Genomic DNA, 15,772 nt, shown 5'->3' with positions numbered 1-15,772 from the left:
CGGAACCACACCGCCGCGCCCCCCACCCGGGTGGTTTCCCCCTTCGCGGGGCCCCGGGGGCGGCCGGTGGACCGATGATCCGTCCCGGGGCCGTACTCGGCGGGCCCGGGAAGGACGGATCGGGACGATGAGCACGACGCGACGGACGCTGCTGGGCGCGGCGTTGGCCACCCCTCTGCTGGGGTGGCTCACCGGGGCGGCGGCCGGTGCCGTCGACGACGGCACCGGCCGCTCCGGAAGCCTGGGCACGCTCACCGACGGCTGGCTGGAGGTGCGCTGGACACCGGCGGCCCAGGCCCAACTGGACCGCTTCCAGGCGAAGGTGGACGTGGTCGCCCCGGCACGCCTGGTACCGGACGAATGGGGCCCGGGGGTGCGCCTGCCGATCCGCTCGGCCCAGGGCGACCCGTCCCTCGCGAACCCGCCGAAGGCCCAGGGCGACGGGGCGCTGGAGGGCGGGGTCGCCGTCCGCACCGCCCAGGGCGACTACCAGGTGGTGAAGCTGGTCGGCGCGATCCGGGACGGGTTGGCCTCCGGCCGGTGCGAGGTGGGCGGCGCCGAGATGGGGCACCGCTCCGCCTTCCGCTGCGGCCTGGCGGAGGGGAAGCTGACGGCCCAGCCGGTGCCGGCCGGGCAGCCGATGAAGGTCCGGCTCAGCGGGGTGCCGCTGCGCCCCACCCAGGAGGCGGTGGACGCGTACACCACGAACTACGGCCCGCACCAGGTCACCGTGGACACCGTGCTGGGGTACGTCACGGCCGAGGGGACGTACACCCCTCCCCCGGCCGCGCAGGAGTAGCGCGGGCGGCCGACGGGGGCTGCGAGGCCTGCGGGGGCTGCCGGGACTGGGTGGGCACGCCGCCGAAGCGGCGCTCCCGGGCCCCGTAGGCCCGGACCGCCGCGCGCAGCCGGGCCAGGTCGTAGTCGGGCCACGGTGTCGGGTCGAACAGCAGCTCGGCGTAGGCGAGTTGCCAGGGCAGGAAGTTGCTGATCCGCTGCTCTCCGGAGGTGCGGATCAGCAGGTCGACGTCCGGGAGGTCCGGCAGGTACAGGTGCCGGGCGAGGTCGGCCGGGCCGATCGCCTCCGGGCGGATTCCGCCGGCCACCGCCTCGGCGGCCAGGTTCCGCGCCGCAGCGGCCAGTTCCTCCCGTCCGCCGTAGTCCACGCAGACCGTCAGGGTCAGTGTCCCGTTGTTGGAGGTCATGCTCTCCACCAGCGCGATCGAGGACGCCAGCGACTCGTCCACCCGGTCCCGCCGGCCGCACCAGCGGATCCGTACGCCGAGCGCGTGCAGGCCTTCCGCACTGCGGGTGAGGCCGTCGGCCAGCGAGTCGAACAGCTCGGTCAGCTCCTCCGGCGGGCGGCCCCAGTTCTCGGTGGAGAACGCGTACAGGCTCAGGTGCCGGATGCCCAGCCGCAGCGCCGCGTTGACCAGGCGCAGCGCGGCCCGCTGCCCGGCCCGGTGGCCGTGCTGGGCGGGCAGCCGTCGGGCCTCGGCCCAGCGGCGGTTGCCGTCCATGATCACGGCGACGTGGGCGGGCGCGCCCTCCGAGGGCTCGGGCCTGGTGCGGCGGCGGGGCGTGGTGCCGTCGGCGCTCAGCGGCGTGAGGCCGTCGGTCAGGACGCGTGAGCGCAGCAGCGTCATCTCGTCGTACTGGAGCTGGGCCCCGAGCAGCAGGGTGTGCAGGAACGGGCGGCAGCCGGGTGCGGCGAGCCAGGTGGCGGGCAGGGCCTGCTCCAACAGCCGGTGCCACTGGGCCTGTTGGCCCTCGACCAGCTCGTCCAAGGCGTCCCGGTCCGGGTGGTCCTCCGGACTTGCGGCCCGGCTTCCGGCCTGGTTTCCGGCCTGGTTTCCGGCCCGGCCGAGGTCGGCGGCGGTCAGGCCGAGCCGACGCAGCTCCCCCTGCGGCAGGTAGCAGCGTCCGGCCGCCAGGTCGAGCGGGAGGTCCTCCAGGATGTCGGCCAGCTGGCAGGCCTCCCCCAGCGCGGACAGCGCGCCCGCCGCCCGCGGGCCGCGCGCGCCCAGCAGCGGGGCCCACAGCTCGGTGATCGTCCCCGCGACGCCCCGCAGGTGGCGGCGCTGGTCCGCGGGGGTCTCGAAGGCGGGTGGGCGCGCGGCGTCGGCCAGGGTGGCGTCCAGGAACTCCTCGACCAGGGCCGGGTCCAGCTCCCAGCGGCGCACGGTGTCCACGAAGGCCCGGCGCAGCGGGTGCCCGCTGTGGCCGGCCGCCAGCTCGGCCAGGGTGTCGGCCCGCCAGCGGGCGAACCGGTGCTGCCGCTCGGCGGGGTCGGCGGCCGGCACGGTGGCGCCGTCGGTATCCGCGTCTCCGGTATCGGCGTCCCCGGTGTCGGCGATCCGGTCGGACCGGGAGGCGAAGGCGTTGACGGCGTGGAAGTGCGGACGCACCTCGGGCGGCAGCATGTCGGTGATCGCCCGCAGCGAGGGCAGGTGACCGGCCACCTCCTGCTCGCAGACCCGGTACGACTCCGCCGGCTCCGGCGAGCCGCCCACCACCGCCGGCCCGTTCCCCGCCATGGCCGTTCCCTCCCGCCGCCGACACCGTGCGCCGTCTGGTCAACGAGGCGGGGGCCGATCGGTGGCGATCCGGGCGGCCGCCGGCGAGCAGCCGTCGAGTGGCGGTCGAACGGCCGCCCGGCCGGTCTCCGCCGACGTCAGCCGAGGTCGGCCGGGGACTCCACCACCACCCCGTACAGGTCGTCGACCGTCGCCAGCGCGGCGCGGTGGACCTGGGCGGCCGTCAGCGCGGTGCCCGCCGACTCCAGCGGCCGGGTGGCGCAGGCGGCGGCCACCACGGTGGGGCGGTTGCCGCGCAGGAAGGCGCCGGCCGCGGTGAAGGCGACGCACATGTGGGTCATGAAGCCGGCGAGAACGACATCCCGGTGGCCGGCCGCGTCGACCAGTTCGCCCAGGTCGGTGCCGACGAAGGCGTCCGGCGCCCGCTTGACCACCACCCGCTCGCCCTCGCCCGGCGCCACGCTCGGGTGGATCTGCCCGATCTCGGCCCGGACGTCGTACGGGGTGCCCTCGCCGCCGTCGTTGACCACGTGGATCACGGTGGCTCCGGCGGCCCGGGCCCGGGCGAGCAGGTCGGCGCCGGCGTCCAGCGCCTCCCGCCAGCCCGCCAGCTCCATCACGCCGCGCACATAGGTGTTCTGGTAGTCGATCATGATCAGGGTCGAGTCGCCGAGCGCGGCCGGCGTCTCGTCGAGGCCGTTGAGGGTGCGCAGGGTCGTGGTGGGCACGGGGTACCGCCTTCACGGTCAGGAGTCGGGGTTCTCGCAGGTCACACCTGGTGCGACCGGCCTCTCGAACGCTACGGGCGGCGCTCGGGTGTCGGCAATGTCGCCTAACATGCAGATTCCGACATCGAGGAGGGGAACCGTGACCACCCAGGCCGTGCGGCGGCTGATCGTCATCGTGCTGTTCGAGGGCGTCGACCTCCTCGACGTGACCGGCCCGCCCGAGGTGTTCTCCCTGGTCCGCCGGGAGACCGACGACGCCACCGGCTACCGGGTCGTGCTCGCCGCCGAGACGACGGCCCCGGTGACCACCGCGGCGGGCGTGCGCATCCTGCCCGACGTCACCTTCGACGAGGCCGCCCGGAGCCGGATCGACACCCTGCTGGTGCCCGGCTCGGTCGAGGTGGACGACCGCCGCCGGGTCCGCGCGCTCACCGACCCCGCGGTGGTCGAGCGGGTCCGTACGCTGGCCGCCCGCTCGCGCCGGGTCGCCAGCGTCTGCGTCGGTGCCCACCTGCTCGCCGCCGCCGGACTGTTGGACGGACGGCGCGCCACCACCCACTGGTCCACGGCCGGCCAGCTCGCCGAGGAGCACCCGGAGGTCGAGGTCGACGCGGACCCGATCTTCATCCGGGAGGGCGGGGTCTGGACCGGCGCGGGCATCAGCGCCTGCCTGGACCTGTCGCTCGCGCTGGTCGCCGAGGACTTCGGCGAGGAGCTGGCCCTGCGGGTCGCCCGCCAGCTCGTCATGTACCTCAAACGTCCCAGTGGCCAGAGCCAGTTCAGCGTCCCGCTGGAGCCCGTGTCGACCACCCGGCGGATCGAGGAGCTGCGCCACCACATCCTGCGCAACCTCTCCGGGCGGCTCACCGTCCCGGACCTCGCGGCCCACGCCCACGTCAGCGAGCGGCAGTTGACCCGGATCTTCAAGACCGAGCTGGGCACCACCCCGAGCGCCTACGTCGAGTCGGCCCGGGTCGAACTGGCCCGCCACCAGCTGGAGTCCACCGACGACACACTCGAACGCGTCGCCACCGCCTGCGGGTTCGGCACCATCGACACCCTGGTCCGCGCGTTCCGCCGCCGCCTCGGCACCACCCCGACCGACTACCGGCAGCGGTTCCGGACGACGACGGCGACGACGCCCGCGACAGCGACCAGGACGGCCTCGGCGGCGGCCTCCGCGGCGGAGCAGGAGGTCACGGCAGCCGTACGGTGAACACCGCGCGGCCGGGCCCGTGCCGGTCTACGCCCGCTCCTGCTGCGCCGCCCGCCAGGCCTCCCAGGCCACCAGCGGCGCGAGGTACGACCAGCGCCGCGAGCCGTCCGGGCAGGTGCCTCCCTCGACCAGCTCGGAGACCGTACGACGGGTGAACGGCACCCAGACGGCCATGTCGTGCTCGAAGGTGCTGTGGCAGGCCTCGCGGCGGCGGTCGATCTCGGCCGCGTCGAGCCGGGACCGGACGGTGGCCACCAGGGTGTAGCAGGAGGCCGGCTCGCTCCAGCCCAGCCAGGTGATCACGGTCGGCCCGACGTCCTCCGGCAGCAGCCCCAGCTCCTCCTCCAGCGCCCGCCGGACCAGCCCGTAGAAGTCCTCGGCGGCGCCCGGCTCGTCGCGGTACTTCATCGTCTCGTTGATGCCGACCGTCCACTGCGCGGGGAAGGTGTTGACCGCCAGAGAGCGGCGGAGCAGCAGCAGCCGGCCCAGCCGGTCCCGCACCGCGACGCAGGCGCTGACCATGGTGGGCGGCGCGACGGCCACGAAGCTCGTCAGGCCCTGGTCCAGCGCCTCGCGCAGCAGCCGGGCCACCTCCGGGTCCTCCCGGCCCAGCCGGGTGGTCGCCATGCACTCCGCGTAGTCGCTCTCGGCGATGTCCACCTCGCAGACCCGCGCGCCGCCGTGCTCGCCGTGATCGACCGTCAGCCGCGTGATGTACGCCGTCCGGCCCGCCGCACCGGCCGCCCGCTGACGCGCCACCTCGTCGGCCCATCCGACCGCGTCCAGCACGTGCGGGTGCTCCACCCGTCCGTGGTGCGCCGTCACCAGCGTGTTCGGCGTCAGCGGCCGGGTCGCCGACCAGGTGACCAGCGGCGCCAGCCCGTCCGCCCGCACGTCGTGCGCCCGGGCCGCCGCCGTCAGACTCGCCCGCCGGACGCGCGGCACCGGTACGCGGGAACCGAGCCGCGAGCTGCCGAACTTGGCGAAGTCGTACACCAGATTGGTCACCACCCCGAGCAGCAGGGCGCCACCGATCCCCAGCAGCCATTCCACCCCGGTCCCCCACTTCCGCGATCGACCGCCCCATTGTGGAGGTGACCCGCTGCCGAGGGAAGGGCCGCAGGCCGCAGCCGCTCTGGAGGCCGGTGTCAGGGCGGTCGAAAAATCGGCGCGGAGGCTCGGAGGCACTGAACAGTAGGGCGAGCCACCAGGGTTGTCGCCTCCAGGACCGCGCGCCCACGGTCCGATCGGCCGTCCGCTCCGCCCCCGGTCCGCCGCGCACGACTCCCCGGCCCCAGAGGTCATCCCCCCAGCCGATGGCCCACCGCACCGTCCCCGACCCCGCCGGCGGCCCTCACCCCACGCGAGCGCGAGGTGCTCGCCCTGATGGGCGGGGGCCACGACAACCCGACCGTCGCCCGACTCCTCCTCGCCGCGAGTTCGGTCGACGAGCACGTCGGCAGACGTTCGGCAAGCCCGGCAAGCCCACCCCCGACACCGGCCACCGCCGGCCCGTCCGCCGTCCTCCTCGGATGGGCCGGCCGTGGGGGGTCAGGACCGCATCAGGCGGAAGACGGCGACCAGCATCGATGCCGTGAGCGCCACGAGGATGCCGGCCTCGACGAGTTGGATGGGGACGAGGTGGTCGGCCGGGTGGAAGCGGGCCCAGGAGGCGGTGGCGACGTTGCAGCTGGGGATGTCGTGGTAGGAGAAGAGGCAGGTGTCGGTGCTGCCGCGGGTGCCGTCGGGCAGGACGATGCCGCGGCCGAGGAGCCAGGCGTTGGTGGGCTGGGGGGTGCCCACGGGGGCGACCTGGTCCACGACGGGGTAGAAGGAGGGGCGGGCCCAGTAGACGAGGCCGTGGGCGGTGGCGACGAGGGCGCCGGTCAGGAACATCGCGGGCAGGGTGCGGCGGACGAGCAGGCCGACGAGGACGCCGAGGACCAGGGCGAACAGGGACCAGGCGATCGGGGCGAGGCCGAGGACCGGGTAGGTGAAGAACTGGAACGGCGGGTCGAAGGCGGACGGCCCGTGCACGATGTCGGTCCACCACACCCAGGTCATCATCGCGGCGAGCACGCCGCCGACGGTCAGGACGGCGAGGCCCGGGACCGCGAGGCGGACGGCCAGCCAGCGGGTCGGGCTGACGGACTGCGCGCGGATCAGCCGGATGGTGCCGCGTTCGTACTCCTGGGCCAGCAGCGGGGCGCCGATGAACACGCCGACCAGCAGCGGGACGGCCGTGACGGCGGGCTGGAGGACCTGGACGTACCAGGAGGCCGGGCGGTGGATCGGTGAGAGGAGGTTCCAGCAGTAGTTGTCGGACCAGGACGTGGGGCTGTAGCAGCCGGTCCGGCGCAGCACGTCCACGACGTGGCGGCAGGCCACGTGGATCCAGAGGAGGTCGGCCACGACCAGGAGCAGCAGTGCGCCCAGGATCCAGAGGACGAGGCGGTTCTGCCGGAGCACCAGCCAGAAGAGCCCGCGCAGGCGGGGCGCTTCGGCGGGGGCGGTCAGCGTGGTGGCGCGGTCGGGCAGGACGGTCGTGCTCATGCGGCCACCTCGTTCGGGTCGTTCGGGTCGTCCGGGTCGGCGGGTGCGCGGAGGTAGCCGAGCAGCAGGTCCTCCAGGCTCGGCCGTTCGCTCTCCCACGCGCCGTCCACCGGCTCGTCGGTGCGGACCAGCGCGACGGCCCGGCGGCCGCTGACGCGCTGCTCGACCACCGCCCCGGCGGCCACCGGGGCGCCCTGGGCGGCCGGGCCGGTGAGCAGCTGGTGCCCGTCGAGGATCTCCTCCAGGTCGCCGGCCAGCCGGATGCGTCCGCGCTGGACGAGGAGCAGGTGGTCGATGACGCCGTCCAGCTCGGGGAGGATGTGCGAGGACAGCACGATGCTGGTGCCGCGCTCGGCGGCGGCCGACATCAGGGTGCCCATCAGCTGGTGCCGGGCGAGCGGGTCGAGGTCGGCCATCGGTTCGTCGAGCAGCAGCAGGTCGGGGAGCTTGCCGAGGGCGAGGGCGAGGCAGACCCGGGTGCGCTGGCCGCCGGAGAGCGAGCCGATCCGCGCCTTGGGGTTCAACTCGCCCTGGTCGATGACCTGTCGGGACAGCACCTCGTCCCACACCGGGTTGAGTTCGCGGCCCATCCGCAGCGTCTCGGCGACGGTGAGCCCCGGGTAGAGCGGCTTGTCCTGCGGTACGTAGGCGACCCTGGCGCGCAGCTCGGGCGCACCCGCCGTGGCGCCGAGGATTCGCAACTCGCCCTCGGTGGGCTGGAGTTGACCGGCGGCGAGGGAGAGCAGGGTGCTCTTGCCCGCGCCGTTGGGGCCCACCACGCCGCAGATCCGCCCGGCCGGGACGGCGACGTCGCAGCCGCGCAGGGCCCAGCCGCCCCGGTACCTCCTGCCGAGGCCGTCGGCCTCCAGGGCCGCCGCCTGCCGTGCCGCCGCCTGCGCGGTCTGCCGCGGCATCTCCTGCACCGGCGCCGACGCGGGCGCCGGGGTCGTCGGGTCGTCCACCCGGTCCCCCCACTGTTCTCGGTTCGGTGTTGCCGGGGAGGCTCGGTCCCCGGTGCCGGGGTCCATGGCGGCCCCGGGTCGGGGCCTCAGGCCCCGGCGTCGGAGCCCGTGCCCCCGGCTCCGGTGCCTGCGCCGGACACCCCGGTGTCGAAGCGCTGCTCCAGGACGGAGGCCATCAGCGCGGCGATGTCCTCGCGCTCCAGTCCGGCTCCCCGGGCCCGGTCCACCCACCCGACCAGGTCCGCGCGCAGTGGCCCGTCCGCCGCCGCCTCCGGCCGGGCGAGCGAGCGCCGGACGAAGGTGCCGAGCCCCGGGCGGGGCTCGACCAGCCCTTCGCGTTCGAGCTCGCGATAGGCCTTCAGCACGGTGTTGGGGTTGATCGCGGTCAGCTCGACCACCTCACGGGCGGTCGGCAGCTTGTCCCCGGGCTGCAGCAGCCCGAGCCGCAGGGCCTGTTTGGTCTGCTGCACGATCTGCTGGTACGTGGAGACGCCGCTGCGCCGCTCGATGCGGTACTCGATCACCGGCGATTCGGCCTTTCACTAGTTCAATAGTGGAATGGTGGCCCACTGCGGTGCCTGGGTCAAGCCGGACCGGGGGTCCGTCCCGTGCGGAACGCTCAGGGGCGTTGCAGCAGGAGCAGGCCGTCCCGCTCGATCAGCGGCTGGTAGCCGCGCTCCCGGTAGCCGGCCAGCATCCGGGCGGTGTCGGCGGTGGCGCACGGGGACTGCACGCTCGGATCGCGCAGGTCGACGGCCACCCACTGCGGCCCGGGGCCCTCCGGCGCCCGGCACACCAGGGTGACCTCCGCCCGGCCGGTCAGCTGGGCCGCGAGCCGGTTGGAGGCGGCCACCGTGGCGTCGTCGGGTATCCGGTGGAGCAGCGCCCGGGTCTCGGTGAGCCGGGGCGAGGTGCGCCAGGCCTCGGGCATCACCACCTCGTGCAGCGGGTAGAGCGGCAGCGTCACGGCGGTCACCAGGGCGCTGACGGCGAGCGCCCGCCTGGCGCGCCGCGCGTCCACCCGGCGGAGGGCGTCGACCAGGGCCGCGAGCGCGATCGGCATCAGCACCGCACTGTAGTGGTAACTGACCCCCCAGTAGTGCGAGTTGGACGAGGCCAGCCGCCAGGCGAGGGTGGGCACGCAGAGCAGGAGGAGAGGGGAGCGCAGGCCGACGAAGCCGGCGGTGGCGGCGAGCAGGAACAGCAGCAGCCACTTGACCGGCGGCCAGGCGAACCGCAGCGGCAGCGACCAGGGCGAGGGCTGCCCGCCGCCGTCCAGCTGCCGCCAGTAGTCGAATCCCCCGCCCGGGTTGAACGCCGGCAGGACGACGAGCACGGCGAGCGCGGTCGCGGCGAGGCCGACGGCGGCGAGGACGAGCCCGGGCAGCGGGCTGCGGTGCCGCTCCCGCCGGGCCTGCCAGGCGATCAGGGCGCCGACGGCGGCCACCGTCAGCCCCAGGTCCTCCTTGACCAGCAGCAGCGGCAGCGACCAGAGCGCGGCGGCGAGCGGTCGGCGCCGGCCGAGCGCGGTGGCGGCGAAGGCGAGCAGCGGGACGGCGAAGGCGATCTCGTGGAAGTCGTCGGCCGCCGCCCGGACGATCCCCCAGGAGGCCCCGGTGGCGCAGCCGACGAGCAGCGCCACCCGGGGCCCGGCGACCTCGTGGGCCCAGCGGGTCAGCGGGACGACGGCCGACGCCATCAGCAGCGCCTGGGCGACGACGAGGGTGAGCGGGCCCGGGAAGGCCCGGTAGACGGGGGCGAGGACCGCGATCAGCGGGTGGAAGTGGTCCCCGAGCAGGTGGTAGCCGGAGCCCTTGAGCGGCACGATCGGCGCCTGCCCGTGGGCGTACGCCCGGACGGCCTGCTCGAAGATGCCCAGGTCGTAGGCCTTGGTGAGGCCGCGTCGGTGCCTGTTGACGGCGACGCAGGCGTAGAGCGCGGCGAACCCGGCCGCCAGGCCCCAGGCGAGCACGGCGGGGCGGCGGGCGAGGGGCCTCACCCGCCGGACGGCCAGCGCGAGCACGGCGGACCGCGCAGGCCGGGCGGACCGCTCGGGCCGGGCGGGTTGCGCGGTGTGGGCGGACGGCGCGAGTGGGGAGAAGGAAGCGGGCATCGGCAAAGTACCCTTTCACTATTCGATTAGTGGAAGGGTGATGGATGCCCGGACAGCCGTCAAACCCGGCCGGACGACGCCGGCCGGGCCTTCGGGCTGCCCGCGAAGGCTCGGAGGCCACCCCCGAAAAGCCGGGGACGTGACCGCGGGAAGCACCCGGAGACAGCCGCTTGACCTTGACGCTACGTCAGGGTTGGAGGCTTGCCGCATGACGAACGAGCGCACCACCCCCACCCCGCTCCACCCCCCGGTCGGCGGCTTCCAGGAGGTCGACGGCCGCCGCCTCTACCTGCACCGGCAGGGCAGCGGCGGACCCGCCGTCGTCCTCCTGCCCGGCGCCAGCGCGATCGGCCTGGACTACTTCGCCGTCCAGCGGGGCGTCTCGGAGTTCACCACCGCCGTGGTGTACGACCGCGCCGGCACGGGCTTCAGCGACGACGCCCCGCTGCCGCGCACCGCCGCCGAGGTCGCCACCGAACTGCACGAACTGCTGCGCGCCCAGGGCGTTCCCGGCCCGTACGTCCTGGTCGCGCACTCGCTCGGCGGCGCCTACGCCCACGGGTTCGCGCAGCTCTACCCGCAGGACGTGGCCGGGCTGGTCTGGCTGGACGCGTTCCACCGGGACTGGGACGACTACATGCCCGCCGAGGCCCACCTGGCCGCCAGCGTGCGGATGTCGCCCACCGAGGAGCAGCTGCGGCAGGCCCTCCCGGCGATCCGGCAGATGGCCGCGGAGCTCCTCGTGGACTATCCGGCGGACGTCCGGGACGCGGTGGTCGAGTACCACGTGAGCGAGCGCTGGATCCACGCCGGCATGGCCGAGCGCGCCTCGATGGCCGACCTGGCCGTCGAACTGCGGGCCGGGGCGGACCTGCCCGACGTCCCGCTGATCGCGCTCACCCCGCTGGGCATCGACCCTGGCCAGCAGGCGTTGATGTCGGAGGAGCTCCTCCGGACCATGCACGACGGCAAGACCCGGCTGTACGCGGACATGGCCGACTCGGTCTCGAACGGGGAGCAGCGCATCCTCCCCGACACCGGCCACAGCCAGTTCGTCTTCGAGCGGGCCGACGACGTGGTCCAGGCGATCCGCGACGTCGTGGACCGGGCGGGCCGCGCCTAGACTTCGACCTCGACCTCGACCTCGGCGGGTCTCAACAGGGTGGGAGCGGAACCGGTGCTAACGATCAGTCAACTCGCGTCGACCGCCGGCGTGACCGTGCGCACCGTCCGCCACTACCACCAGGTCGGGCTGCTGCCCGAGCCCGAGCGCGACGCCTCCGGCTACCGCCGGTACAGCGCGCAGGCGGCAGTGGACCTCATCCGGATCAGGACGCTCGCCGACGCCGGGGTGCCGCTGGCCCGGATCGACGCGCTGCTGCGGGCGGAGCCGGAGGAGTTCGCCGCCGCCGTCACCGACCTCGACGCCGAACTGGAGCGCCGGATCGCCCAACTCGCCGAGCACCGCCGCCGGATCGCCGACCTGGCGAGCGGCGAGCGGCTCGCCCTGCCGCCGGAAGTGGTCGCCATCCTGGACCGGATGCGCGCGCTCGGGGTCAGCGAGCGGTCCGTCCTGCTCGAACGCGACACCTGGATCCTGCTCCAGACCCTGGACCCGGAAGCCATGCGCCAGGGCGTCCGGGACAAGAACGCCAGCTTCGACGACCCCGGGACGCTGCGGCTGTTCCTGCTCTGCGACCAGTCGCTCGACTGGGAACCGGACGATCCGCGGGTGGACCGGCTGATCGACGACCTGGACGCCTGGGAGGTCGCCCACGGGCGGGACAGCAGCCGGCCCGGGAACCAGGAGGTGATCTTCTCCCGGATCGCCGAGGCCTCGCCGACCTGGCAGCGCATCCTGGACGTGCTCGTCCACCGCGCCAAGCAGCGCCGTCTCGCCGCGGAGCGCGAGCGCGCCGGGGAACGCCGGGCCGCCGCACAAGGCCCGACCGCGGGCCCGGCACGGAAGCGTTGACGTCGGATTCACGCCAGCCCGACCCCCCGTCGACTTGGTGGACTTCGGGTCACACACCCACCACCCGTCGACGGGACCTCCGCCATGCCGACCGGCACCACCCACCACCCCGCGTCCTCACCCGCCCCGAAGCCGCCGGCCTTGCGGCCGCCGGGCCCGAAGCCGCGCGCCCGGGACGGCGGCACGCTCGCCGTGCTCGCCGTGACCACCGGCGTGTTCTCCATCGTCACCACCGAGATCCTGCCGATCGGTCTGCTGACCCCGATCGGCGCCACCTTCCGGATCTCCGCCGGCACGGCCGGGCTGATGATGACCCTGCCGGGCATCGTCGCCGCGGTGGCCGCACCCGTGGTGACCGTCGCGACCAGGCGGGCGGACCGGCGGACCATGCTCTGCGCGCTGCTGCTGGTCCTGACCCTGGCGGACCTGCTCAGCGCGTTCGCCCCCGCCTACTGGGCGGTGCTGGCCGCCCGGGTCGCCCTCGGCCTGGTCATCGGGGCGTTCTGGTCGATCGGTTCCGGGCTCGCCCCGCGCCTCGTCCCCGAGCACCGGCGGGCACGCGCCAACACGGTGATCTTCTCCGCCGTCCCGCTCGGCTCGGTGCTCGGCGTGCCGGCGGGGGTGTTCCTCGGTTCGCTGGCCGGCTGGCGGTCGGCCTTCCTCGCGATGGCCGCGCTGACCCTGCTCGCGCTGGCCGCCCTCCTGCGGTCGCTGCCGCCGCTGCCCCCGCTGACCGTCACCGGACTGGGCGTGCTGCGTGGTCTGCTGGCCGGCCGGGGCACCCGTACCGGCATCGCGGTGACCTTCCTGATCGTGCTCGCCCACTTCGGCAGCTACACCTACGTCACGCCCTTCCTCGCCGACACCACCCACGCCGGCACCGGCCTGATCACCGCCCTGCTGCTCGCCTACGGGGCCGCCGGGCTGCTCGGCAACCTGCTGGCCGGCGGCCGGGCCGCCAGGGCACTGCGGCCGGTGTTCGGCGCGGCGGCCGTGCTGCTCGCCGGCGCGGCCCTGCTGCTGCCCCTGCTGGGCACCGGCGGGCCGGGCGCCGCCGTCCTGCTGACGCTCTGGGGCGTGGCGTACGGCGCCGTCCCGGTCTGCTCGCTGAGCTGGTTCCTCGCCGCGGCGCCGCACGCCCCGGAGGGCGCCGGCGTGGTGTTCACCTCCGCGTTCCAGGCGAGCTTCTCGATCGGCGCACTGACCGGCGGCCTGGTGGTGGACCACTCCTCCCCCGGCACCGTCATGGTGCTCGGCGGGTCGGTCGCCCTGCTCGCCGCCGCCGCCGTGGGGCGGTACGGCCTCCGGGTCCGCCCCGAGCCGGCGCCGTGACCCGGCCCATCGGACGCCGCCGCCACGCACCTGCCCGCCGGACCCTGGCCGTCCGGTCCGTCCGTGGTGAGAATGCCGGGGTGCCGTCCGCCCTCCCGCCCGTGCGGCGGGGCGGGGCGGACGGCACCCCGGCCGGGACGGTCCCGGGCGGGCGAGAGGCGGAAGGACGGCCGGCGGATGGACAGCCAGCAGACCCACCAGGCGTTCGACGGGCACCAGGCGTTCCACGGGCGGTTCGGCGACTACCAGACCGAGATCTACCTGCGCGGGCTCGGCGGCGTGCTGCCGACGATGCCGATGGCCTTCGCCGAACTGGAGGCCCGGGCGAGCACCGCGCTGCCGCCCTCGGTGCTCTCCTACGTCGCGGGCGGGGCCGGCGACGAGTCCACCCAGCGGGCGAACGTCGCCGCCTTCGAGCGGTGGGGCCTGGTGCCGCGGATGATGGTCGGCGCGAGCACGCGGGACCTGTCGGTGGAGCTGTTCGGCCTGCGCCTGCCGACCCCGCTGTTCATGGCGCCGATCGGGGTGATCGGCCTGTGTGCCCAGGACGGCCACGGGGACCTGGCCACCGCCCGGGCCGCCGCCCGGACCGGCGTGCCGATGGTCGCCTCCACCCTGACGGTCGATCCGCTGGAGCAGGTGGCCGCCGCGTTCGGCGACACCCCCGGCTTCTTCCAGCTCTACACCCCGACCGACCGGGCGCTGGCCGAGAGCCTGGTGCACCGGGCGGAGGCCGCGGGCTACCGGGGCATCGTCGTCACCCTGGACACCTGGGTCACCGGCTGGCGCCCGCGCGACCTGGCCACCGCCAACTTCCCGCAGCTGCGCGGCCACTGCCTGGCCAACTACACCTCCGACCCGGTGTTCCGCGCCCGCCTCGCCAAGGCGCCGGAGGAGGACGTGCAGGCCACCGTCCTGGAGTGGGCCGGCGTCTTCGGCAATCCGCTGACCTGGGACGACCTGCCCTGGCTGCGCTCGCTCACCGACCTGCCGATCCTCCTCAAGGGCATCTGCCACCCCGAGGACGTCCGCCGCGCCCGGGACTGCGGCGTCGACGCCGTCTACTGCTCCAACCACGGTGGCCGCCAGGCCAACGGCGGGCTGGCCGCCCTCGACCTGCTCCCCGACGTGGTCGCGGCCGCCGACGGCCTGCCCGTCCTCTTCGACTCCGGCGTCCGCTCCGGCGCCGACGTCGTCAAGGCGCTCGCCCTCGGCGCCACCGCCGTCGGCGTGGGCCGCCCGTACGCCTACGGCCTGGCGCTGGAGGGCACCGACGGCATCGTCCACGTGCTGCGCTCCCTGCTCGCCGAGGCCGACCTCCTGATGGCCGTCGACGGCTACCCCACCCTCGCCTCCCTGCGGGCGGACGGCGCGCTGCGCCGGACCTGATGCGGCGTGACCGGCCTGGTGCACCGCCCCGTTACCTGATGCGCCGAGCCGGATCTGATGTGAATTCAGGTCATGGTGTCCACCGGGGACCAGTGGGGCTTGCCGGGACATTCGGGACGGCTCTACGCTCGAACGGCACAAATCGGGTCCGCACGATCCCGTAAGCTCGGAGGTCCACCATCATCCGCGTCCTGCTGACCGCCTTCGAACCGTTCGGCCGCGATCGTCTGAACTCGTCGTTGGAGGCGGGCCGGCTGGTCGCCGCCGGTCCGCCGGCCGGAGTGGCCCTGGAGTTCGCCGAACTGCCATGGGCGTTCGGCGACTCGATCACCGAACTGCGCCGGGCGGTGGCCCGGTTCGAGCCGGGCCTGGTCATCGCCACGGGCCAGGGCGGCAACCGCCCGGACCTCACGGTCGAGCGGGTGGCGGTCAACCTCGACGACGCCGTCCGGACCCCGGACCGCAAGGGCCACCAGCCGATCGATCAGCCGGTCGTGCCGGACGGCCCGGCCGCGTACTTCTCCTCCCTGCCGGTGAAGGCCTGCGTGGAAGCCGTCCAGCAGGCCGGGATCCCGGCAACCCTCTCGCACACCGCCGGCACCCACCTCTGCAACCACGTCTTCTACGGGCTGGCACACCTGATCGCCACCGAACGCCCGGACCTGCGCGGTGGTTTCGCGCGCCTGCCGTACCTGCCGAGCCAGACGTCCGGTCAGGAGAAGAGCGCGTCGATGGCGGCGGAGACGGCCGCCGAGGGGGTGCGCATCCTGATCCGCAGCGCCGTGGCCGCCCTCCACCCGCCGACCTCCGGCACGGTGGCCGCACCGCGCCGACGGAGCTGGCTGTCCCGCCGGGGCGGCAATTGACGGTGTCGGCCCGGAAACGCGAAGAACCCCCATCCGGAAACCGGATGGGGGTTCTTCAGCAATGATTGTTCGGCGGCGTCCTACTCTCCCACAGGGTCCCC

14 protein-coding genes are annotated in these 15,772 nt (G+C 74.7%); 7 read left to right on the top strand and 7 right to left on the bottom strand.

Going from position 1 to position 15,772, the window contains the following annotated elements; translation table 11 throughout:
• The first annotated feature begins 127 nt into the window (after window positions 1-127).
• On the top strand, window positions 128-799 hold the full coding sequence (locus ACZ7RU_RS34580) for a hypothetical protein (RefSeq protein ID WP_470344952.1): 672 nt from the start codon (window positions 128-130) through the stop codon (window positions 797-799).
• On the opposite strand, the gene uppS is transcribed toward ACZ7RU_RS34580, so the two are convergent.
• Both uppS and ACZ7RU_RS34570 read right to left on the bottom strand, forming a co-directional pair.
• Window positions 753-2,537: a polyprenyl diphosphate synthase gene (gene uppS / locus ACZ7RU_RS34575; protein WP_470344951.1), complete on the bottom strand. Its 1,785-nt coding sequence runs from the start codon at window positions 2,535-2,537 to the stop codon at window positions 753-755. The two genes, ACZ7RU_RS34580 and uppS, sit on opposite strands and share 47 nt — an antisense overlap.
• A 137-nt stretch (window positions 2,538-2,674) precedes the next feature.
• Window positions 2,675-3,265, bottom strand: coding sequence for an isochorismatase family protein (locus ACZ7RU_RS34570; protein ID WP_470344950.1), 591 nt, complete (start codon window positions 3,263-3,265; stop codon window positions 2,675-2,677).
• A 109-nt stretch (window positions 3,266-3,374) separates the two neighbouring features.
• Between ACZ7RU_RS34570 and ACZ7RU_RS34565 the strand changes: the two genes are divergently transcribed.
• The gene (locus tag ACZ7RU_RS34565) at window positions 3,375-4,481 is read left to right on the top strand and encodes a GlxA family transcriptional regulator (RefSeq protein WP_470344949.1); all 1,107 of its coding nucleotides are present in this window, start codon (window positions 3,375-3,377) and stop codon (window positions 4,479-4,481) included.
• Window positions 4,482-4,508: 27 nt separating this feature from the next.
• On the opposite strand, the gene ACZ7RU_RS34560 is transcribed toward ACZ7RU_RS34565, so the two are convergent.
• The 5 genes from ACZ7RU_RS34560 to ACZ7RU_RS34540 all read right to left on the bottom strand — a co-directional run bounded on the left by ACZ7RU_RS34560 (window position 4,509) and on the right by ACZ7RU_RS34540 (window position 10,109).
• Entirely contained in the window at window positions 4,509-5,534 is a 1,026-nt protein-coding gene (locus tag ACZ7RU_RS34560) for a hypothetical protein (RefSeq protein WP_470344948.1), read from the bottom strand.
• Between the two features lie 498 nt (window positions 5,535-6,032).
• Window positions 6,033-7,034, bottom strand: coding sequence for a hypothetical protein (locus ACZ7RU_RS34555; RefSeq protein WP_470344947.1), 1,002 nt, complete (start codon window positions 7,032-7,034; stop codon window positions 6,033-6,035).
• Window positions 7,031-7,996: an ABC transporter ATP-binding protein gene (locus ACZ7RU_RS34550; RefSeq protein WP_470344946.1), complete on the bottom strand. Its 966-nt coding sequence runs from the start codon at window positions 7,994-7,996 to the stop codon at window positions 7,031-7,033. The genes ACZ7RU_RS34555 and ACZ7RU_RS34550 overlap by 4 nt, the downstream gene beginning before the upstream one ends.
• Window positions 7,997-8,082: 86 nt before the next feature.
• On the bottom strand, window positions 8,083-8,520 hold the full coding sequence (locus ACZ7RU_RS34545) for a GntR family transcriptional regulator (protein ID WP_470344945.1): 438 nt from the start codon (window positions 8,518-8,520) through the stop codon (window positions 8,083-8,085).
• Between the two features lie 95 nt (window positions 8,521-8,615).
• On the bottom strand, window positions 8,616-10,109 hold the full coding sequence (locus ACZ7RU_RS34540) for a DUF2079 domain-containing protein (protein WP_470344944.1): 1,494 nt from the start codon (window positions 10,107-10,109) through the stop codon (window positions 8,616-8,618).
• A 208-nt stretch (window positions 10,110-10,317) separates the two neighbouring features.
• Between ACZ7RU_RS34540 and ACZ7RU_RS34535 the strand changes: the two genes are divergently transcribed.
• From ACZ7RU_RS34535 to pcp, 5 genes are all read left to right on the top strand, one after another.
• On the top strand, window positions 10,318-11,232 hold the full coding sequence (locus tag ACZ7RU_RS34535) for an alpha/beta fold hydrolase (RefSeq protein ID WP_470344943.1): 915 nt from the start codon (window positions 10,318-10,320) through the stop codon (window positions 11,230-11,232).
• Between the two features lie 54 nt (window positions 11,233-11,286).
• Complete coding sequence (locus tag ACZ7RU_RS34530) at window positions 11,287-12,084, top strand: MerR family transcriptional regulator (RefSeq protein WP_470344942.1); 798 nt, start codon at window positions 11,287-11,289, stop codon at window positions 12,082-12,084.
• A gap of 84 nt (window positions 12,085-12,168) precedes the next feature.
• A complete protein-coding gene (locus ACZ7RU_RS34525) occupies window positions 12,169-13,416 on the top strand; it encodes an MFS transporter (RefSeq protein ID WP_470344941.1) in 1,248 nt (415 codons plus the stop codon).
• A 177-nt stretch (window positions 13,417-13,593) separates the two neighbouring features.
• Entirely contained in the window at window positions 13,594-14,805 is a 1,212-nt protein-coding gene (locus ACZ7RU_RS34520) for an alpha-hydroxy-acid oxidizing protein (protein ID WP_470344940.1), read from the top strand.
• Window positions 14,806-14,984: 179 nt separating this feature from the next.
• A complete protein-coding gene (gene pcp, locus ACZ7RU_RS34515) occupies window positions 14,985-15,671 on the top strand; it encodes a pyroglutamyl-peptidase I (RefSeq protein WP_470345010.1) in 687 nt (228 codons plus the stop codon).
• The last annotated feature ends 101 nt before the right edge of the window (window positions 15,672-15,772 follow it).

Source organism: Kitasatospora sp. NPDC114501 (genome assembly GCF_055633695.1).
Note: the sequence above shows the minus strand (reverse complement) of the source record. Positions and strands in the feature narration are given on the sequence as shown.